This is a genomic window from Burkholderia sp. WSM2232 (genome assembly GCF_000472545.1).
In the GTDB taxonomy this organism is placed as follows: domain Bacteria; phylum Pseudomonadota; class Gammaproteobacteria; order Burkholderiales; family Burkholderiaceae; genus Paraburkholderia.
Window position 1 is genome coordinate 69,627 of sequence record NZ_AWZV01000012.1, and the last position, 19,557, is coordinate 89,183.

General features: G+C 64.1%; 17 protein-coding genes. 8 read left to right on the plus strand and 9 right to left on the minus strand.

The window, feature by feature from the left end; all coding sequences use genetic code 11:
• Positions 1 to 330 precede the first annotated feature (330 nt).
• The gene (locus F757_RS0112660; protein WP_027211708.1) at positions 331 to 1,608 is read left to right on the plus strand and encodes an MFS transporter; all 1,278 of its coding nucleotides are present in this window, start codon (positions 331 to 333) and stop codon (positions 1,606 to 1,608) included.
• Positions 1,609 to 1,740: 132 nt separating this feature from the next.
• Here F757_RS0112660 and secF read toward each other — a convergent pair whose 3' ends face one another.
• The 5 genes from secF to queA form a co-directional block, all read right to left on the minus strand.
• Entirely contained in the window at positions 1,741 to 2,691 is a 951-nt protein-coding gene (secF, locus tag F757_RS0112665) for a protein translocase subunit SecF (protein ID WP_027211709.1), read from the minus strand.
• Between the two features lie 18 nt (positions 2,692 to 2,709).
• Complete coding sequence (gene secD, locus F757_RS0112670; RefSeq protein WP_027211710.1) at positions 2,710 to 4,770, minus strand: protein translocase subunit SecD; 2,061 nt, start codon at positions 4,768 to 4,770, stop codon at positions 2,710 to 2,712.
• A gap of 115 nt (positions 4,771 to 4,885) precedes the next feature.
• Entirely contained in the window at positions 4,886 to 5,215 is a 330-nt protein-coding gene (gene yajC / locus F757_RS0112675; protein ID WP_027211711.1) for a preprotein translocase subunit YajC, read from the minus strand.
• 198 nt (positions 5,216 to 5,413) lie between these two features.
• Entirely contained in the window at positions 5,414 to 6,589 is a 1,176-nt protein-coding gene (tgt, locus tag F757_RS0112680; protein ID WP_027211712.1) for a tRNA guanosine(34) transglycosylase Tgt, read from the minus strand.
• A gap of 111 nt (positions 6,590 to 6,700) precedes the next feature.
• Positions 6,701 to 7,759, minus strand: a complete 1,059-nt coding sequence (gene queA / locus F757_RS0112685) for a tRNA preQ1(34) S-adenosylmethionine ribosyltransferase-isomerase QueA (protein WP_027211713.1) — start codon at positions 7,757 to 7,759, stop codon at positions 6,701 to 6,703.
• A 169-nt stretch (positions 7,760 to 7,928) separates the two neighbouring features.
• On the opposite strand from queA, the gene recG reads away from it, so the two are divergent.
• From recG to ubiA, 7 genes are all read left to right on the plus strand, one after another.
• The gene (recG, locus tag F757_RS0112690; protein WP_027211714.1) at positions 7,929 to 10,229 is read left to right on the plus strand and encodes an ATP-dependent DNA helicase RecG; all 2,301 of its coding nucleotides are present in this window, start codon (positions 7,929 to 7,931) and stop codon (positions 10,227 to 10,229) included.
• 157 nt (positions 10,230 to 10,386) lie between these two features.
• Positions 10,387 to 11,346 (plus strand): LysR substrate-binding domain-containing protein, encoded by a 960-nt coding sequence (locus F757_RS0112695; protein WP_027211715.1) that lies wholly within the window; start codon positions 10,387 to 10,389, stop codon positions 11,344 to 11,346.
• Between the two features lie 218 nt (positions 11,347 to 11,564).
• A complete protein-coding gene (locus F757_RS36155) occupies positions 11,565 to 11,702 on the plus strand; it encodes a hypothetical protein (RefSeq protein ID WP_198021389.1) in 138 nt (45 codons plus the stop codon).
• A 105-nt stretch (positions 11,703 to 11,807) separates the two neighbouring features.
• A complete protein-coding gene (locus F757_RS0112705; RefSeq protein WP_027211716.1) occupies positions 11,808 to 13,262 on the plus strand; it encodes a catalase in 1,455 nt (484 codons plus the stop codon).
• Between the two features lie 72 nt (positions 13,263 to 13,334).
• Positions 13,335 to 13,481: a hypothetical protein gene (locus tag F757_RS36160; RefSeq protein WP_198021391.1), complete on the plus strand. Its 147-nt coding sequence runs from the start codon at positions 13,335 to 13,337 to the stop codon at positions 13,479 to 13,481.
• A gap of 217 nt (positions 13,482 to 13,698) precedes the next feature.
• The gene (locus tag F757_RS0112715; RefSeq protein WP_013338077.1) at positions 13,699 to 14,187 is read left to right on the plus strand and encodes a Dps family protein; all 489 of its coding nucleotides are present in this window, start codon (positions 13,699 to 13,701) and stop codon (positions 14,185 to 14,187) included.
• A 246-nt stretch (positions 14,188 to 14,433) separates the two neighbouring features.
• On the plus strand, positions 14,434 to 15,297 hold the full coding sequence (ubiA, locus tag F757_RS0112720) for a 4-hydroxybenzoate octaprenyltransferase (protein ID WP_027211717.1): 864 nt from the start codon (positions 14,434 to 14,436) through the stop codon (positions 15,295 to 15,297).
• Positions 15,298 to 15,443: 146 nt separating this feature from the next.
• Here the strand turns inward: ubiA and proC are convergent, their stop codons facing one another.
• The 4 genes from proC to glcE form a co-directional block, all read right to left on the minus strand.
• Positions 15,444 to 16,259, minus strand: a complete 816-nt coding sequence (gene proC, locus F757_RS0112725; RefSeq protein WP_027211718.1) for a pyrroline-5-carboxylate reductase — start codon at positions 16,257 to 16,259, stop codon at positions 15,444 to 15,446.
• 115 nt (positions 16,260 to 16,374) lie between these two features.
• The gene (locus tag F757_RS0112730; RefSeq protein ID WP_027211719.1) at positions 16,375 to 17,073 is read right to left on the minus strand and encodes a YggS family pyridoxal phosphate-dependent enzyme; all 699 of its coding nucleotides are present in this window, start codon (positions 17,071 to 17,073) and stop codon (positions 16,375 to 16,377) included.
• Between the two features lie 46 nt (positions 17,074 to 17,119).
• Positions 17,120 to 18,346 (minus strand): glycolate oxidase subunit GlcF, encoded by a 1,227-nt coding sequence (gene glcF / locus F757_RS0112735; RefSeq protein WP_027211720.1) that lies wholly within the window; start codon positions 18,344 to 18,346, stop codon positions 17,120 to 17,122.
• Positions 18,347 to 18,353: 7 nt separating this feature from the next.
• Positions 18,354 to 19,442, minus strand: coding sequence for a glycolate oxidase subunit GlcE (glcE, locus tag F757_RS0112740; protein WP_027211721.1), 1,089 nt, complete (start codon positions 19,440 to 19,442; stop codon positions 18,354 to 18,356).
• Positions 19,443 to 19,557: the final 115 nt, after the last annotated feature.

Below are 19,557 nucleotides of genomic sequence, written 5' to 3' on the forward strand. Positions count from 1 at the left end.
GGCGTGGGCGCACCTGAGGCGCCGGTCGCGTGACCTGCCTCATCGCTTTTCCGACCGCTTCGTTCGCCTTTGCGACGAAGCGGTTTTTTCATGGCATCGCGGAAAAAGAACGACGCGAAATACTGGACGCGCTAAGGTAGAGCGCAACGGCCTCAGCCGTAAACGCCTACGGGCGCTCCTAAAGCAGGCAGTTGCGAAATTTCGCGCTCGCTTCGGTTTAATTTTTCAGGTACATAAAGCGTTGCACCCAAATTGGTTGTGCGCGCATCCAATCTGGAGAACTCGGGCCTGGACCCGCACCTATAAGATCAGCGCGCAATGGAGATCTGCATGAACGCAACGACAGCAGCAAGCCTTGCGGGAAGCCGGAAAAATTCGTGGCGGGCGGTGATTGCCGCATCCATCGGCAACGCGCTCGAATGGTTCGATCTGGTCGTCTACGGTTTTTTTGCGGTGGTGATCGCGAAGCTCTTTTTTCCAGCGGGCAACGACACGGTGTCGCTCCTGCTGACGCTCGGCACGTTCGGCGTATCGTTCTTCATGCGGCCGCTCGGCGCCGTTGTGATCGGCGCGTATGCGGACCGCGCGGGGCGCAAGGCGGCGCTCACGCTGTCCATTCTGCTGATGATGGGCGGCACGTTTATCATTGCGGTCTTGCCGACCTATCAGAGCATCGGCCTCGCGGCGCCTGTCATTCTGGTGCTTGCGCGTCTGATGCAGGGCTTTTCGGCCGGCGGCGAATTCGGCAGCGCAACGGCTTTCCTCGCGGAGCATGTGCCGGGCCGGCGCGGCTTTTTCGCGAGTTGGCAGGTGGCGAGCCAGGGGCTCACCACGCTCTTGGCGGCGGGCTTCGGCGTGCTGCTGACCGGCAGTCTGTCGCCGGATCAGATGGCTTCCTGGGGCTGGCGCGTGCCGTTCTTCTTCGGGCTGCTGATTGGGCCGGTTGCCTGGTACATTCGCACCAAGCTCGACGAAACGCCTGAGTTTCTCGCCGCGGAGACTACCAGCACGCCGCTGCGCGACACGTTTTCGAGTCAGAAACTGCGGCTCGTGATCGCAATCGGCACCGTGGTGCTGGGCACGGTGTCCACTTACCTGGTGCTGTTCATGCCCACCTTCGGCGTGAAGCAACTGGGGCTCGCGCCTTCGGTCGCTTTTTCGGCGATCGCGCTGACCGGGCTCATTCAGATGGTGTTCGCGCCGCTCGTCGGGCACCTGTCCGACCGGCACGGCCGCACCACGATCATGCTGATCGCCGGACTGTTGCTGCTCGTGCTGATTTATCCGGCGTTCGTCTATCTGGTCGCGCATCCGACCTTCGGCACGCTGATCGCGCTGCAAGTCGTGCTCGGCTTTCTGATGACCGGCTATTTCGCTGCGCTGCCGGGCCTGCTTTCGGAGATGTTCCCGGTGCAGACGCGCACCACCGGCATGTCGCTCGCGTATAACATCGCGGTGACCGTGTTCGGCGGCTTCGGGCCGTTCATAATCGCGTGGCTGATCAGCTTTACCGGCTCCAAGGCGGCGCCGAGTTACTACCTGATCTTCGCCGCGCTTCTCAGTGTGGCGGCGCTGGTGGCGGCAAGGCGGAAGCTGGGGTTCCGGTAGGCGGGGAGGGTCGCTAAAGGCGACAAAAAAAGGCCGGTTCATCACGAACCGGCCTTTTTCATTGGGACACTCGATTGCAGCTTTCAGGCGCCGTTATCAAAAGTCAACGTCAAGCGCCGTCCGCAAGCACCTTCACACCTGCGCGCCCGCATTCGGATCGTTAGGATCGACGCGTTCTTTCTTGTCCTTCACCAGGTCTTCGCGCTTCACGCCGAACCACATCGCGAGCGCTGCGGCGACGAACACCGACGAGTAGATGCCGAAGAGAATACCGACCGTCAGCGCCAGAGCGAAGTAGTGCAGGGTCGGGCCGCCGAACAGGAACATCGAGAGCACCATCATTTGCGTACAGCCGTGCGTGATGATGGTTCGCGACATGGTGCTGGTGATCGCGTGGTTGATGACTTCGATCACCGTCATCTTGCGCTCGCGGCGGAACGTCTCGCGAATCCGGTCGAAAATAACCACCGACTCGTTCACCGAATAGCCGAGCACCGCCAGCACGGCGGCCAGCACCGAGAGCGAGAACTCCCACTGGAAGAACGCGAAGAAGCCGAGAATGATCACCACGTCGTGCAAGTTGGCGATCACGCCCGCCACCGCGTACTTCCATTCGAAGCGGAACGACAGATAGATCACGATGCCGACCACCACGCAGGCGAGCGCAAGCAGGCCGTCGGTGGCGAGTTCCTTGCCGACCTGCGGGCCGACGAACTCGACGCGCTGCAACTGCACCTGCGGCGTGTCGGTCTTGAGCGCGCTCATTACCTGGTCGCTCTGCTGCGCGGAGGTCAGCCCCTGCTTGAGCGGCAGACGGATCAGCACGTCGCGCGAGGTGCCGAAGTTCTGCACCTGCGCGTCGGCATAGCCGAGGCTGTTCAACGTGCCGCGCACTGGATCGAGCGGCGCGGCGCCGGGATACTGGACTTCGATCACCGTGCCGCCCGTGAACTCGACCGACAGATGCAGCCCGCGGTGCAGCAGAAAGAACACGGCGGCGAGGAACGTCAGCAGCGAAATGGCGTTGAAGATCAACGCACGCTGCATGAACGGAATGTCTTTGCGGAAGCGGAAAAATTCCATGGTCTTGTTCTCCGGGACTCAGCGGGATGAACCCGGTTTTTGCGTCGTGCCCGGCGTGCCGGGAGCGTTGCGGCGACGCACGGTCGGCTTGCCCGCGCGCGATTGGGCGGCCGCGGCCGGCGCTTTCTGCTTGCCTGCCGCCGCGCTTGTGGCGCGCATGGCTGCTGCGGTGTCGGTGGCGTCGTCGTTGTTGGCGAGGTAGGCAGCGGAACCCGCGGGCGCGGCCTCCGGACGCCACACCTGGCCGATTGCCAGCGTCTTGAGCTTCTTCTTGCCGCCGTACCAGAGGTTGACGATACCGCGCGAGAAGAACACCGCGGAGAACATCGACGTAAGAATGCCGATACAGTGCACGATCGCAAAGCCGCGCACCGGCCCGGAGCCGAACGCGAGCAGCGCTACACCCGCAATCAGGGTGGTGACGTTCGAGTCCAGAATCGTCGCCCATGCATGCGCATAGCCGTTCTGGATGGCCAGTTGCGGCGGCGCGCCGTTGCGCAGCTCTTCACGCACGCGTTCGTTGATCAGCACGTTCGCGTCGATCGCCATACCGAGCGCGAGCGCAATAGCGGCAATGCCCGGCAAGGTGAGCGTGGCCTGCAGCATCGACAGCACCGCGATCAGCAGCAGCAGGTTCACCGAGAGGCCGATCATCGAGATCACGCCGAACAGCATGTAGTACGCGACCATGAAGACGGCGATGGCCGCAAAGCCCCACACGACAGAGTGGAAGCCCTTCTTGATGTTGTCGGCGCCGAGGCTCGGGCCGATGGTGCGTTCCTCGATAATGTCCATTGGCGCCGCGAGCGAGCCGGCGCGCAACAGCAGCGCGAGGTCCGCGGCGGCTTGCGGCGTCGGCTGGCCGGTGATCTGGAAGTGGTCGCCGAGTTCGGACTGGATGGTCGCGACCGTCAGCACCTCGCCCTTGCCCTTTTCGAACAGCACCATGGCCATCGGCTTGCCGATGTTGTCGCGCGACACGCTGCGCACCGCGCGCCCGCCTGCCGAGTCGAGGCGAATGTTGACGGACGGACGCTGATGATCGTCGAAGCCCGCCGACGCGTCGATAATCCGGTCGCCGGTGAAGATGATCTGCTTTCTCAGCAGCACGGGTGTCTGGTTGCCTTGCGTGAACAGCTCGTCGCCCGGCGGCACGGGGTCGGACGGGTTCGGACGCGTGTTGACCGGGTCGGCGAGGCGCGCTTCGAGGGTCGCCGTGCGGCCGATGATGTCTTTCGCCTTCGCCGTGTCCTGCACGCCGGGCAGTTCGACCACGATGCGGTCGGCGCCTTGCTGCTGGATGACCGGCTCGGCCACGCCGAGTTCGTTCACGCGGTTATGCAGCGTGGTGATGTTCTGCTTGAGCGCGGCGTCCTGCACGGCCTTCTGCACCGTCGGCGTGAACGTGCCGACGAGCTGCACGGAGCCGTCCGGACCGTTCTGCGACGCCCATTGCAGCTCGCCGATGCTGCGGCTCAACTGCTTCGCCGCTGCGTCGGCAGTTGCCTGGTCCGGGAAATTGATGACCACCGTCTGGTTGACGCGGTTCACGCCGCCGTCGCGGATATTGTTGTCGCGCAACAGCGTGCGGGCGTCCGACGCGTCGGAGTCGAGCTTCTTGTTCAGCGCGCCCGCCATGTCGACCTGCAGCAGGAAGTGCACACCGCCTCGCAAGTCGAGACCGAGGTACATGGGCAGCGCGTGCAGGGCGGTCAGCCAGCGCGGCGACGCGCTTTGCAGGTTGAGCGCGACCACGAACTGCGGATCGCTCGGGTCGTTGTTCAGCGACTTCTGCAGCAGGTCTTTCACGCGCAGCTGCATGTCGGTGTCGACGAGCCGCACGCGAATGTTCGCGTTGGCCGACGTGTTGTCGAACGTGACGTCTTCCGGCTTGATCTGATTGGCTGCAAGCGTGGCTTCGACCGCCGACAGCGTGGTCGAGTCGAGCTTGACCGTTGCCTTGCCGCTCGACACCTGCACCGCCGGCGCTTCGCCGAACAGGTTGGGCAGCGTGTAGACGAGGCCGATGACGAGAGCCACCAGCATCACGGCATATTTCCAGAGGGGGTAACGATTCATGAGTAGTCCAACGGGAGGTTGGCTTGAAAGCGATGCGCCCGGCGATGAGCGCGGGCGACCCGCAGCAGCTTTGCGTGGATCGCCGGCGAGGCCGCGCCGGACGCGAGAGCAGGCCTTACAGCGACTTGATCGTGCCCTTCGGGAGAATCGTCGTGATCGACGCTTTCTGCACGGTGATTTCCGTGCCTTCCGAAATTTCGACGCCGACGTAAGCCTCGCCCACCTTGGTCACCTTGCCGACGATGCCGCCATTCGTCACCACTTCGTCGCCCTTGGCCATTGCGGCGAGCATGCTGCGATGTTCCTTCTGGCGCTTCATTTGCGGGCGAATCATGATGAAGTACAACACGCCGAACATCAGGATCAGCGGCAGGAAGCTCATCAGATTCGACTCGACGCCACCGGCTGCGGTGCCTTGGGCGAAGGCATTGGAAATGAACGACACGTTGGTCTCTCCGTTATAGATCAATTCAATCAAAAAAATCAGCCGGTCATTCTACCACCGGCATCGTGCGCGTCGGCGCGGCGATTCGGCTTTGCGATCAACCGCTTAAAGCCGATTTTCGCCGTCCGCGAAAGTAGATTGTAAGGTTTTCCGCAAGCCGCTGACGGATTGATTCGCATGATCCGACAGCGTTTGCCGTCACGGCGCCTCGTCTATGCCGCGTGCGCGGTTCTCGTGAAAGCGCTTGCGGAACGGCTCGAACATTTTCGCGTCGATCGCATCGCGCATTTCCTGCATGAGTTCCAGGTAATAGTGCAGGTTGTGAATCGTATTCAGCTGCGCGCCAAGAATTTCCCCGACACGATGCAGATGATGCAGATATCCGCGAGTGAAATTTCTGCATGTGTAGCAGCCGCATTGTTCGTCGAGCGGACGCAGCGAATTCTTATGCGTGGCATTGCGGATCTTGATGTCGCCAAAGCGCGTGAAGAGCCAGCCGTTGCGCGCGTTGCGCGTGGGCATCACGCAGTCGAACATGTCCACGCCGGCTGCGACGCCCGCCACCAGATCTTCCGGCGTGCCCACGCCCATCAGGTAGTGGGGCTTGTTGGCCGGCAGCTTTGGACCGATGTGGTTGAGCACGCGCATCATGTCTTCTTTCGGCTCGCCGACCGAAAGCCCGCCGATCGCGAGGCCGTGAAAATCTTTCTCTGCGAGGCCGGCGAGCGACTCGTCGCGCAGGTCCTCGAACATGCCGCCCTGAACGATGCCAAACAGCGCGTTCGGATTGCCGAGCCGGCGAAATTCGTCGATCGAGCGCTGCGCCCAGCGCATCGACATACGCATGGAGTCGGCTGCTTCCTGACGGGAGGTCGGCACATTATTGGTCGCGTAGGGCGTGCATTCGTCGAACTGCATGACGATGTCCGAGTTCAGCACTTTCTGAATCTGCATCGACACTTCCGGGGACAGAAACAGCTTGTCGCCGTTGATGGGCGAGGCGAACGTCACGCCGTCTTCGGTGATCTTGCGCAGCTCGCCGAGCGAAAACACCTGGAAGCCGCCGGAGTCCGTCAGGATCGGCTTTTTCCAACCCATGAAGCCGTGCAGGCCGCCGTGCGCGGCGATGGTTTCCAGCCCCGGACGCAGCCACAGGTGAAACGTGTTGCCGAGGATGATCTGCGCATGCATTTCCTCGAGCTCGCGCGGCTGCACCGCTTTGACGGTGCCGTAAGTGCCGACCGGCATGAAGATCGGCGTCTCGACCACGCCGTGATTGAGCGTGACGCGGCCGCGGCGCGCGAGGCCGTCCGTGCCGAGCAGTTCGAACTGGAGGCCGTCGGCGGGTTGGGGGAGGGGATGACCTGTGGTCATTGAAATAACTCCAAAAGCAACCGGAAAACAGTCCGGCGCGATAAGAAAGCACCGCCGCGAGCATTCGCGGCGGCTGCGAAGAACCACAGAACCAGAACGCGGTGTGTCAGATCAGCCGTCGCGCCGCGTCAGCAGCATGGCGTCGCCGTAGCTGAAAAAGCGGTAGCGCTGCTCGATTGCGTGACGATACGCGGCGCGTATCGTCTCCACGCCCGCGAATGCGGACACCAGCATCAGCAGCGTCGACTTCGGCAAATGGAAATTCGTGACGAGCCGGTCGACCACGCGAAACTGGTAGCCCGGCGTGATGAAAATGTCGGTTTCCGTGCTCGCGGCGGCAAGCGGGCGGCCGGCCGCTTCGGCGTCGCGCGCGGCGGCTTCGAGCGCGCGCATCGACGTGGTGCCTACCGCGATCACCCGGTTGCCGCGCGCCCGGGTCGCGGCGATTTTATCGGCGAGCGATTGCGGCAGGTGATACCACTCGCTGTGCATCTTGTGCTCGGCGAGGTTCTCCACGCGCACCGGCTGGAACGTGCCGGCGCCAACGTGCAGCGTCAGCGTCGCGCGTTGCACGCCGCGCGCGTCGAGCCGCTCGAACAGCGCGTCGTCGAAATGCAGACCCGCCGTGGGCGCCGCCACCGCGCCTGGGTTTTGCGCGTACACGGTCTGATAGCGGGTTTCGTCGGTAGAGTCGGGATCGTGCTCGATGTATGGCGGCAGCGGCAAGCGCCCGTACTGTTCGATCAGCGTCAGACAGTCGGCGGGAAAGTGCAGCGTGTAGAACGGCTCGACGCGCTCGCCGACCGTCACGTCGAAAGCGTCTGCCAGACGGATCGTGGTGCCCGGCTGCGGGCTCTTGCTCGCGCGAATCTGCGCGAGCGCCGTGCGCTCGCCAACCAGGCGCTCGACCAGCACTTCGATCTTGCCGCCACTGGCCTTCTGGCCGAGAAAGCGCGCCTTCAGGACTTTGGTATCGTTAAAGACCAGCAGATCGCCGGCGTTGATGCATTCGGGCAGCTCGGAGAAGCGGCGGTCGGTCAGACGCGCGGCGCGGTCGGCGTCGGCCGCGTTGTCGACCTGGAGGAGGCGGCTCGCGCTGCGCTCTGGCAGCGCGACTTGCGCGATCAGCTCGGGCGGCAGGTCGAAATCGAAATCGGAAAGCGTAAGCATGCGAACCACTGGAAGCGAATGGAGACGGAATTGAGCCGAAGCCTCGGCCGGGCGGCTATGATTGCGGGACGCCGCGGCGGCCCGCGAGCCGGCGCGCTTGCGCGGCGGGCACACAGCCGTGCAGCCTTCGATATTTTTGACAGCCGATATTGTACTTGCGAAGCAGCCCATGCCTTTGTCCGATCGCCGATTGCCTTCCGCTACCGATGAAGTGAGCGCCGAGCCGGCAGCCCGCGTCGCGCAGGGCGGCGAATCGGCGCAGCCGGCGGCGAGGTCGGGGAGGTCGGGGGACAAGGTTGCCAGCGGGTCTGCCGGGCAGCCCGCGGTCGAGCCCAAGGTTAAGTCCACGGTCAAGACCACTACGAAGCCCGCCGACAAAACCGCGGTCAAAACCGCCGTCAAAACCGCCGTCAAAACCGCCGACAAACTCGCCAAGCTCGGCCTTACGCGCGACATCGACCTCGTGCTGCATCTGCCGATGCGCTACGAGGACGAAACCTCGCTCACGCCGATCGGCCATCTGCTGCCCGGCGGCATTGCGCAAACCGAAGGCGTGGTGTTCGACAACGAGATCGCCTATCGTCCGCGCCGCCAGTTGCTCGTCAAGCTGCGCGACGATGCGGGCGACGAGCTCGTGCTGCGCTTTCTCAACTTCTACGGCTCGCAGGTCAAGCAAATGGCGATCGGCGCGCGCCTGCGCGTGCGCGGCGACGTCCGGGGCGGCTTTTTCGGCATGGAGATGGTGCACCCGGCGGTGCGCGTCGTCGACGAAGACACCCCGCTGCCGCAAGCGCTCACGCCGGTTTATCCGAGCACCGCGGGCGTGACCCAGGCGTATTTGCGCAAGGCTATCGACAACGCGTTGTCGCGTACGTCGCTGCCCGAACTGTTGCCCGAAGCAGTCGCGCGTCAATGGCTGGAGCCGCTGGGCGTGCCCTCGCTGATGGACGCGGTGCGCACGCTGCATCATCCGGGCGCGCAATCCGACGAGACCGCGTTGATCGACGGCACGCATCCGGCGTGGGTGCGCATCAAGTTCGAGGAACTGCTCGCGCAGCAGATGTCGCTCAAGCGTGCGCACGAAGAGCGCCGCACGCGCGCCGCCCCCGCCATGCCGCGCCGCAAGCTCGGCGACGAATCGGCGCTGGTCGCCCGTCTGCTCGCAGCGCTGCCGTTTTCGCTCACGAAGGCGCAGGAGCGCGTGGGCGGCGAAATCGCACTCGACCTGACGCAGCCGCACCCGATGCAGCGCCTGCTGCAAGGCGACGTCGGCAGCGGCAAGACGATCGTCGCGGCGCTGGCCGCCGCGCAGGCAATCGACGCGGGCTACCAGGCCGCGCTGATGGCGCCCACCGAAATCCTCGCCGAGCAACACGCGCGCAAGCTGCGCGGCTGGCTCGAGCCGCTCGGCGTGAGCGTTGCGTGGCTCGCCGGCAGTCTCAAGGCGAAGGAAAAGCGCGCCGCCATCGAGGCGGCCGCCCTCGGCACCGCGCAACTCGTGATCGGCACGCACGCGATCATTCAGGACACCGTGGAGTTTGCCCGGCTCGGGCTCGTGATCGTCGACGAACAGCACCGCTTCGGCGTCGAACAGCGGCTTGCGCTGCGCGCCAAGGCCCGCAACGCAGCGGACGGCGCGCGCGATTTCCAGCCGCATCAACTGATGATGTCGGCCACGCCGATTCCGCGCACGCTCGCCATGACCTATTACGCCGACCTCGACGTGTCGACCATCGACGAATTGCCGCCCGGCCGCACGCCGATCCTGACCAAGCTCGTCTCCGACGCGCGCCGCGAGGAAGTGATCGGCCGGGTGCGCGAAGCCGCGTTGACGGGGCGCCAGGTCTACTGGGTCTGTCCGCTGATCGAGGAAAGCGAGACGCTGCAATTGCAGACCGCCGTGGAAACTTACGAAACGCTGGTGGCCGCGTTGCCCGAGCTGAACGTCGGTCTGGTGCACGGGCGGCTTGCGCCCGCGGAGAAGGCCGCGGTAATGGACGCATTCACACGCAACGAGGTGCAATTGCTGGTTGCGACCACGGTGATCGAAGTCGGCGTCGACGTGCCGAACGCGTCGCTGATGGTGATCGAGCACGCCGAGCGCTTCGGACTCGCGCAGTTGCACCAGTTGCGCGGGCGGGTAGGGCGCGGCAGTGCGGCTTCGGTGTGCGTGCTGCTCTACACCGGTCCTCTTTCGATGACGGCCCGCGCCCGGCTGCAAACCATGCGCGAGACCACCGACGGTTTCGAGATTGCGCGCCGCGATCTCGAGATACGCGGCCCCGGCGAGTTTCTCGGCGCGCGGCAGTCCGGCGCGGCGATGCTGCGCTTCGCCGACCTGGAAAACGACCAATGGCTGATCGAGCCGGCGCGCGAAGCGGCCGCGGCCTTGCTCGAACAGTACCCGCACGTGGTCACGCAGCATCTGACGCGCTGGCTTGGCGCGCGCGAGCATTACCTGAAGGCGTGAGCGGGTGCGGCAAAGCCGCACGCCTCGGCCTTGTGCGCTCGCGCTGGCCGATTTCGCAGGCAGCGACAGGGCAAAACCCGGCGAACCGGGTTGGCGAACCGACCCTATGGGTGTATAACTAGAACCTATCGAATCCATCGCCCTGATTGGTCCCCCAATGACGCTCACCGAATTGAAGTACATCGTTGCCGTGGCCCGCGAGAGGCACTTTGGCCGGGCCGCCGAAGCGTGTTTCGTCAGCCAGCCGACGTTGTCCGTGGCCATCAAGAAGCTGGAGGACGAGCTCAACGTGCAGATTTTCGAGCGTGGCACAAGCGAAGTGAGCGTCACGCCCATCGGCGAGCAGATCGTCACGCAGGCGCAGCGGGTGCTGGAGCAGACGCTCGCCATCAAGGAAATCGCCAAGCAGGGCAAAGACCCGCTCGTCGGACCGCTGCGGCTGGGCGTGATCTATACGATCGGGCCGTACCTGCTGCCCACGCTAGTCAAGCAGATGATCAAGCGCGTGCCGCAAATGCCCTTGATGCTGCAGGAAAATTACACCCTCAAGCTGATCGAACTGCTCAAGCAGGGCGAAATCGACGTCGCCATCATGGCGCTGCCGTTTCCGGAAACCGGGCTGATGCTGCGCCCGCTCTACGACGAGCCGTTTGTCGTCGCTCTGCCGTCGGGCCACGCGTGGGAAAACCGCCCCAAGATCGACGCCGACGACCTGAAGCAGGAAACCATGCTGCTGCTCGGCAGCGGTCACTGCTTCCGCGACCACGTGCTAGGCGTGTGCCCGGAATTGATGCGTTTCTCGCAGAACGCCGACGGCATCCAGAAGACGTTCGAGGGATCGTCGCTGGAAACCATCCGCCATATGGTGGCAAGCGGCGTAGGCATCACGGTGTTGCCGCGCATGTCGGTGCATGAGGTGAAGCCGCACGCGGGCGGCATCGACTCGGGCCTGCTTTCCTATGTCGCGTTCGACGAGCCGGTGCCCGACCGCCGCGTCGTACTGGCGTGGCGCAAGAGCTTCACGCGCATGCCCGCCATCGACGCGATCTGCGACGCAATCAGCGCTTGCGATCTGCCCGGCGTGAAAAAACTGGACCTTCCGGTCGCGGTGAACTGACCGGCTGGCGGTTGACGGCAGGCGGCAGACGGCAGACGGCAGCGCGTGCGGCGCTCGCGCGAGCCGCCGCGCCGCCCGCCTCGCTTCGCCGCTTTGCGTTGCCCCCAAGGGCCAACGAGCGCCTATCAGATAGATAAAATTTATAAAACACGAGAATTCGATAGTCTTGATATAGTCGTCTCCATGGATCGCCCGATCGTTTGTAACCGGAGTACAACATGACGCAATCGAATTTGCCGCAAACTGCCACCTTCGCTGCTGGACCGGCCGCTGCACCGGCCGGTCTTGCGGCGGCCATGCTGGGCGTGCGCACGGTCGCGCTGTCGTTGCTGGTGGACCGCGCCTTGTCCGCATAATCGCGCGGGCAGTGCGTTCGCGCAGTTGCCCGCCCAAGCGTTCCGCGTTGCCTCGCCGCGCTTCTCCCACAATCCGCTTTAACGAAAATCAACCAGGAGTCCCGCATGTCCGAACGTAAGCTCACCAATGCCGCCGGCGCGCCCGTCGCCGACAACCAGAATTCCATGACCGCCGGCGTGCGCGGCCCGGTCGTCCTGCAGGACGTGTGGCTGCTCGAAAAGCTCGCGCACTTCGACCGCGAGGTGATTCCCGAGCGCCGTGTTCACGCCAAAGGCTCTGGCGCCTTCGGCACGCTGAAGGTGACGCACGACATCTCGCGCTACACGAAGGCCAAAGTGTTTGCCGAGGTCGGCAAGGAAACGCCGCTGTTCATGCGTTTTTCGACGGTGGCGGGCGAGCGCGGCGCGGCCGACGCGGAACGCGATGTGCGCGGTTTCTCGATCAAGTTCTACACCGAAGAAGGTAACTGGGACGTGGTGGGCAACAACACGCCGGTGTTCTTCATTCGCGATCCGCTGAAGTTCCCCGACTTCATCCACACGCAAAAGCGCGACCCGTACACCAACCTGCGCAACAACATCGCCGCGTGGGATTTCTGGACGCGTCATCCGGAATCGATGCATCAGGTCACGATCCTCATGAGCGATCGCGGCATTCCGAAGAGCTACCGCCAGATGCACGGCTTCGGTTCGCACACGTACTCGTTCATCAACGCGAACAACGAGCGTTTCTGGGTGAAGTTCCACTTCAAGTCGCTGCAGGGCATTGAGAATTTCACCGACGCGGAAGCAGCGCAAGTGGTCGCGCAAGACCGCGAAAGCGCGCAGCGCGATCTGGTGGGCAACATCGACGCCGGCAATTTCCCGAAGTGGCGCTTTGCGATCCAGGTCATGCCGGAAGCCGAAGCCGCCGCGTATCGCTTCAACCCGTTCGACATCACGAAGGTGTGGTCGCAGAAAGACTACCCGTTGATCGACGTCGGCACGATCGAATTGAACCGGAATGCGGCCAACTATTTCGCGGACGTCGAGCAGGCAGCGTTCACGCCGGCCAACGTGGTGCCGGGCATCGGCTTTTCGCCGGACCGTCTGTTGCAGGGCCGTCTGTTCTCGTATGGCGACACGCAGCGCTACCGCCTCGGCATCAATCACCATCAGATTCCGGTGAACGCGTCGCGCGTGCCGAGCCCGCATTCGTTCCATCGCGACGGCGCGATGCGCACAGACGGCAACCTCGGCGGCAACGTGAACTACGAGCCGAACCGCTTCGGCGACTTTGCGCAGGACGCCAACGCGTCGGAGCCGCCGCTCGCAGCGGGTGCGGTCGATCGCTACGACCATCGCGCGGATGACGACTACTACACGCAGCCGGGCATGCTGTTTGCCCTCTTCGACGCAGCGCAGCGCGAGCGTCTGTACGGCAACATCGCGCGTCATATCAACGGCGTGCCGCAGGAGATCGTTGCGCGTGCAGTCGAGCATTTCCGCCGCATCGACCCGGCGTATGCCGAAGGCGTGATCGCGGCAATGGCCGAACTTGCGGAAGGCGGCAAGAAGTAACGCAGTAAGCGAAGCGGGGCGCGTGGACGTCCCGCGAGTACCGATACGAACCGGAGCACGCTGATGATAGACATGATGAAAGCCACTATCGGCAGAACGTCCGCCGGGCATCGCGCGCAACAGCAGCATGCGCTGAAGTTGCGCAGAGCCGTGGGCCTTGCGATTGTGACGAGCGGTCTTGCGCTGATCGCCGTGCAAGCGCTGCAACACGCGCTGTAACACACGTTCGGCGGCTGAGCAGCGCGAAGCCAGGCGGTGTTCGCGTGCGCATCGCACAAGGCCGAGAGGCGCGAGGCGCAGTGGCGTCACGCCACACGAACATTTCGTCTTTCTAAGATAAACTGTCGAGCGCTCGTTTTGCCGGACCTGACGTTAGCGGGCTTCTGGCATTCCGTTACTTCACTGCCGGTTCGTATCACTCTTCGAAGGAGTCATCATGGCCAAAAAAGAAGCTGTACAGCACGTCAATATCGGGATCAGCGACAAGGACCGCAAGAAGATCGCGGAAGGTCTGTCACGTCTGCTCGCGGACACCTACACGCTGTACCTGAAGACCCACAACTTCCACTGGAACGTGACGGGTCCGATGTTCAATACGCTGCACCTGATGTTCGAAACGCAATACAACGAACTGGCGCTGGCGGTGGACTCGATCGCTGAACGGATTCGCGCGCTCGGCGTGCACGCACCGGGCAGCTACAAGGATTTCGCGAAGCTGTCGTCGATTCCCGAGGCGGACGGCGTGCCTTCCGCGGAAGAGATGATCCGTCAGCTGGTGGAAGGTCAGGAAGCCGTGGTGCGCACCGCGCGCGCGATTTTCCCGTCGACGGAAGCGGCCAACGACGAGCCCACCGCCGACCTGCTGACGCAGCGCATGCAGACGCATGAAAAGACGGCGTGGATGTTGCGCTCGATGCTGGCTTGATCGTTCCCAGTGGATGCTCGCTCAGACCGGTTCGCAAAACCGGACGAGCCGGACGCAGGCAGATGCAATGAACAAAGCCTCCCTTTGCGGGAGGCTTTGTTTTTCTGGCTACAGCTTTGATAGCTCTGCGCCCCGTCGACGCACAAGCTGGTAGTCGCTGCGCCTCACGGCCAGGGAGGCTGCCGCCCGCATCCCGTAAAATAGCGGCACCGTCATTGCAATCCACCCGCGTTCGCCGAGTCCGTCATGTTCGCCCGACTTCCCCTGTATCTGCGCCTCGTGCGCATGGACAAGCCTATCGGCAGCCTGCTGCTGCTGTGGCCGACGCTCAACGCGCTGTGGATCGCCTCGGACGGTCATCCGTCCTGGCCGCTGCTCGCTATCTTCACTATAGGCACCGTGCTGATGCGCTCGGCGGGCTGCGCGATCAACGACTACGCGGATCGCGATTTCGACCGCTACGTGAAGCGCACTGAAAATCGCCCGATCACGTCCGGCAAGATCAAGGCGTGGGAAGCGGTGGCGCTCGCGGCCGGACTGTCGTTGCTGGCGTTCCTTCTGATCCTGCCGCTTAACACGCTGACGAAGGAACTCTCGGTGGCGGCGCTGTTCGTAGCGGGTTCGTATCCGTTCACCAAGCGCTTTTTTGCTATCCCGCAGGCGTATCTGGGCATTGCGTTTGGCTTTGGCATTCCGATGGCGTTCGCGGCGGTACAGAATCAGGTGCCCGTGCTCGCCTGGGTCATGTTGCTTGCCAACGTGTTCTGGTCGGTCGCGTACGACACCGAATATGCGATGGTCGATCGTGACGACGACCTCAAAATCGGCATCCGGACCTCGGCGCTCACATTCGGCCGCTTCGACGTGGCCGCGATCATGCTGTGCTATGCGGTAACGCTCGGCATCTACGCCGGCATCGGCGTGCTGCTCGGTTACGGCGTGGTGTACTGGCTTGGATGGGCGGTTGCGGCAGGCTGCGCGGTCTATCACTACACGCTGATCCGTAACCGCGAGCGCATGCCGTGTTTCAAGGCGTTCCTGCACAACAACTGGCTGGGCGGCGCCTTGTTCGTCGGCATTGCCGCGCATTATGCGGTGGCTTCGTTTTAGGTTTCAGGTTCCAGGCGCGCCACGGGTGGCGCTTGCCGCCGTGGGCGCGCGGTCCGCTGTTGCAGACTTAGGCCAGTAGAGGCCGCGCGCCGACGGTGTACTCCGTTCCCGCAAACGGCCACTCGCAGACAGCAGTCGATAACCGTCTACTGCCTGCCGAACTCCTCGCCCATTTCTTTCGCGCGCGCATCGGCGGCGAGCGCGCCGCGCACGATCGCGTCCTTCACGCCGCTCGCGTCGAACGACGCTAGCGCCGCGGCGGTCGTGCCACCCTTCGAGGTCACGCGTTCACGCAATACGCTCGGCGGTTCGTCGGAGTTTGCCGCCAGTTGCGCGGCTCCGGTGAAGGTCGCAACCGCGAGCGCGCGGCCCTGGGCTTCGTCCATGCCGAGTTGGCGCGCGGCCTCCTGCAATGCTTCGATGAAGTAGAACACGTAGGCCGGGCCGCTGCCCGAGATCGCGGTGACGGCGTCGATTTTCGCTTCGTCGTCGAACCATACGGTTTCGCCCACCGCGCCGAGTACCTGCGAGGCGAGCGCGCGGCCCGCTTCGTCGACGCTTGCGGTCGCGGTCAATCCGGCGACACCCATGCCGATCAGCGCGGGCGTATTCGGCATGACGCGCACGACGCGCGCGTGACCGTTCAGCCAGCGCGACATGTCGTCCATGCGAATGCCGGCGACGATGCTGATGACCAGTTGCGACGCCTTCAGGTGCGCCGCAAGCGCCCCGGCGACGCTTTTCAGGATCTGCGGTTTCACCGCGAGCACGACGGCGTCATAGTCGGCGAGCGCCGCGTCGGCGGCCGCGCCGGTCTTGATACCGAACTGCTCTTCGTTGCGCTTGCGCGCGTCTTCATTCGGATCGATCGCATACAGGTCGGCGGGCGCGACGCCGCGCTTGATAAGGCCGCCGATCAACGCCGCAGCCATGTTGCCGCCGCCGATAAAAGCAATTTTCATGATGTTCCGCGAAGGTTTGATTGAGATCGTGAAGCTGGACTGGTCAGGACTGCGCAGCCGCTGAATGAACCTGCATGAGCACGACGTGAGCGCTGCATGGGCACTTGCGCAGCCGCTAATGCGAGTAGTCGCGTGCGCCGAATATCGCAGTGCCCACCCGCACGATCGTCGCGCCTTCGAGCACGGCCGCCTCGAGATCGCTCGACATGCCCATCGAAAGGGTATCGAGCGGCAAGCCTTCGCCTCGCAGACGTTCGAATAGCTCCCGTAGGCGGCGATGCGGCACCCGTTGCTGGTCGATGTTGCCGGCGGGCTCGGGAATCGCCATGAGCCCGCGCAACCTGAGCCTCGGCAGCGCGGCGATTTCTTTTGCCACCTGCACGGCCTCTTCGGCGCTGACGCCGCTTTTCGACGCCTCGCCGCTGATATTGACCTGCAAGCACACGTTCAGCGGCGGCAGGTGCTCTGGACGCTGCTCGGAAAGGCGCTGCGCGATCTTCAGCCGATCCACCGAATGCACCCAATCGAAATGCTCGGCCACTGGCCGCGTCTTGTTCGACTGCAACGGACCGATGAAATGCCATTCGAGGGAAGTGCGCAAATCGCCGAGCGTTTCGATCTTGGTGAGCGCTTCCTGCACGTAGTTTTCGCCGAACGCGCGCTGGCCGGCCGCGTGGGCGGCGCGCACGTCTTCGGCGGGAAAGGTCTTGGACACCGCGAGCAGCGCGATGGAACGCGCGTCGCGTCCGGCAACGTGGGCGGCCGTTGCGATGCGTTGCTGCACCGCTTCGAGGTTATGAATCAGATCGGGCATGGAGCGAACTGGAGCGAACCTGAGGTCGATAAGGACAATGCCCCGATTATACGGACAGCATGTGCTCGACCAGTTCGATCCAGTGCGCGACCGGCGTCGACGTACCGCTTTGCAAGTGCGAAATGCAGCCGACGTTCGCCGAGACGATCACCTGCGGCTCCTGCGCATGCAGCCGTTCGAGCTTCTGGTCGCGCAGCGCGTAGGAGAGCTTCGGCTGCGTCAGCGAGTACGTGCCTGCAGAGCCGCAGCACAGGTGGTTGTCCGTGGGCAGACGGACTTCCACGCCGAGCTTCGTCAACAGATGCTCGACCCTGCCGCGCACCTGCTGTCCGTGCTGCAGCGTGCATGGCGGATGAAACGCTACCGTGTGGATCGCGCGGCGGCGCGTAACCGCTGCGAGTTCTTCCTCGAAGTCCGGCAGGATCTCGGCAATGTCGCGTGTCAATTCGACGATGCGGCGCGCTTTCTCCGCATACGCCGGATCGTGCCGCAACAGGTGCGCATATTCCTTGACGGTTGCGCCGCAGCCCGACGCGTTCATCACGATAGCCTCGACGCCCGTTTCGACATGAGGCCACCATGCGTCGATGTTGGCGCGCATGTCGTCGAGCGCTTCGTCGTTGTAGCCAAGATGCAGACGGATCGCGCCGCAGCAGCCGGCATCCGGCGCGACCACCGTTTCAATGCCGAGCGCGTCCAGCACGCGCGCGGTCGCGGTGTTGACGTTGGGCATCATCGACGGTTGCACGCAGCCCGCGAGCATCAGCATCTTGCGGTCGTGTTTGGCGCTCGGCCACGCGAGCGGACGCTGCCGGGCCGGCACCTTGTCGCGCAGTTTTCTCGGCAGCAGCGCGCGGAAATGCTGGCCGAGTCGCATGGTCGGCGTGAAGAGCGCGCTATTCGGCACGAAGCTCGCGAGCAGTCTGCGCGTAAGGCGCTGGCCGAGCGGGCGCGTCACTTTTTGCTCGGTGATCTTGCGGCCGATTTCCACCAGCTTGCCGTACTGCACGCCGGACGGGCAGGTGCTCTCGCAATTGCGGCAAGTGAGGCACCGGTCGAGGTGGACCTGCGTGCTGCGCGTGACCTGCGCGCCTTCCACCATCTGCTTGATCAGATAGATGCGACCGCGCGGACCGTCGAGCTCGTCGCCGAGCAGTTGATAGGTCGGGCAGGTGGCCGTGCAGAAACCGCAGTGCACGCAGTTGCGCAAGATGGCGTCGGCTTCGTCGCCATCGGGGGTGTTGCGAATGAAGTCCGCGAGATTGGTTTGCATCGCGCGCTCAGAAGTCGGGGTAGAGACGTCCGCGATTGAAGATGCGGGCCGGATCGAAAGCGGTTTTCAGGCCGCGATGGATCTTCATCAGCGGCGCGGGAAGCGGTGTGAACACGCCGGCGCCGCGGTCGTAGCCGAGGCCGGTGCGAAAAATCGTGGCGTGGCCGCCGGCCTGTTTCGCGCTGATGCGCACCGTTTGCGCGTCGGTGTCCGTGATCCACCAGCGCTGGGCGCCGCCCCATTCCATCAGTTGCGCGCCCGGCAGTTGCAGCGGCTCTGTGATGGACGGCAACGCGAGCCGCCAGAGCGCGGCTTTCGGCGGAATCGCGGCAAAGAACGAGTCGGTCTGCTCGCGCAAACCCGCCCAGAAGCGCTCCGCCTCGACCGCGTCGACGACTTCGCCGCCGAGCGACGAACGCGCCGACTTCACCGCACTTTCTGCGCCTGCGAGACGCACGGCGAGTGTGCCGTGACGCCAGGCGCTCGCGGTAATCGGCAACGGCCGGCCGCCCCATTCGTTGAGCTTGCGCACGGCGTCAGTGCCATTCATGTCGAACTTGAGCGTGGCCTCGGCCTGCGGCTGCGGCAGCACTTTCAGCGACAATTCCAGGATCAGCCCGAGCGTGCCGAGCGAGCCCGCCATTAGACGCGAGACGTCATAGCCGGCGACGTTCTTGACCACCTGGCCGCCGAAGTGCAGTGTTTGCCCCTGGCCGTTCATGATGACCGCGCCCAGCACGAAGTCGCGCGCCGCGCCCGCCGCCGGACGGCGCGGACCGGCGATGCCCGCTGCCACGCAGCCGCCGAAGGTGGCCTGCGGCCCGAAGTGCGGCGGCTCGAAGGCCAGCATCTGGTTGTGTTCGGCGAGCGCGGCTTCGATTTCGAGAAGCGGAGTGCCGGCGCGTGCGGTGATCACCAGTTCCGCCGGGTCGTACGCGATGATGCCGCGATAGGCGCGCGTGTCGAGGATCTCGCCTTCCAGCGTCTGACCGTACCAGTCTTTCGTGCCGCCGCCGCGCACGCGCAACGCGCGTCCCTCGGCGCTGGCGGAACGCACGCGCTCCGACCACATGGCGACGATGTCGTCCTCTTCCATGATGCCCTGCTTCGTTGTGTTTCGAACGATTGTACCGGGCGGGGGCTCGCTGGCAACCCGGAGCGGACCCGCATCGGGTAATCAGGGTGGGATGCGAGAAACCCCGTCGCGACGG

What these genes read in the sequence shown, in the direction of transcription:
- F757_RS0112660 (WP_027211708.1), top strand. Translation starts at nt 331, where the DNA reads ATGAACGCAACGACAGCAGCAAGCCTTGCGGGAAGCCGGAAAAATTCG.
- secF (WP_027211709.1), bottom strand. Translation starts at nt 2,691, where the DNA reads ATGGAATTTTTCCGCTTCCGCAAAGACATTCCGTTCATGCAGCGTGCG.
- secD (WP_027211710.1), bottom strand. Translation starts at nt 4,770, where the DNA reads ATGAATCGTTACCCCCTCTGGAAATATGCCGTGATGCTGGTGGCTCTC.
- tgt (WP_027211712.1), bottom strand. Translation starts at nt 6,589, where the DNA reads ATGACCACAGGTCATCCCCTCCCCCAACCCGCCGACGGCCTCCAGTTC.
- queA (WP_027211713.1), bottom strand. Translation starts at nt 7,759, where the DNA reads ATGCTTACGCTTTCCGATTTCGATTTCGACCTGCCGCCCGAGCTGATC.
- recG (WP_027211714.1), top strand. Translation starts at nt 7,929, where the DNA reads ATGCCTTTGTCCGATCGCCGATTGCCTTCCGCTACCGATGAAGTGAGC.
- F757_RS0112695 (WP_027211715.1), top strand. Translation starts at nt 10,387, where the DNA reads ATGACGCTCACCGAATTGAAGTACATCGTTGCCGTGGCCCGCGAGAGG.
- F757_RS36155 (WP_198021389.1), top strand. Translation starts at nt 11,565, where the DNA reads ATGACGCAATCGAATTTGCCGCAAACTGCCACCTTCGCTGCTGGACCG.
- F757_RS0112705 (WP_027211716.1), top strand. Translation starts at nt 11,808, where the DNA reads ATGTCCGAACGTAAGCTCACCAATGCCGCCGGCGCGCCCGTCGCCGAC.
- F757_RS36160 (WP_198021391.1), top strand. Translation starts at nt 13,335, where the DNA reads ATGATGAAAGCCACTATCGGCAGAACGTCCGCCGGGCATCGCGCGCAA.
- F757_RS0112715 (WP_013338077.1), top strand. Translation starts at nt 13,699, where the DNA reads ATGGCCAAAAAAGAAGCTGTACAGCACGTCAATATCGGGATCAGCGAC.
- ubiA (WP_027211717.1), top strand. Translation starts at nt 14,434, where the DNA reads ATGTTCGCCCGACTTCCCCTGTATCTGCGCCTCGTGCGCATGGACAAG.
- proC (WP_027211718.1), bottom strand. Translation starts at nt 16,259, where the DNA reads ATGAAAATTGCTTTTATCGGCGGCGGCAACATGGCTGCGGCGTTGATC.
- F757_RS0112730 (WP_027211719.1), bottom strand. Translation starts at nt 17,073, where the DNA reads ATGCCCGATCTGATTCATAACCTCGAAGCGGTGCAGCAACGCATCGCA.
- glcF (WP_027211720.1), bottom strand. Translation starts at nt 18,346, where the DNA reads ATGCAAACCAATCTCGCGGACTTCATTCGCAACACCCCCGATGGCGAC.
- glcE (WP_027211721.1), bottom strand. Translation starts at nt 19,442, where the DNA reads ATGGAAGAGGACGACATCGTCGCCATGTGGTCGGAGCGCGTGCGTTCC.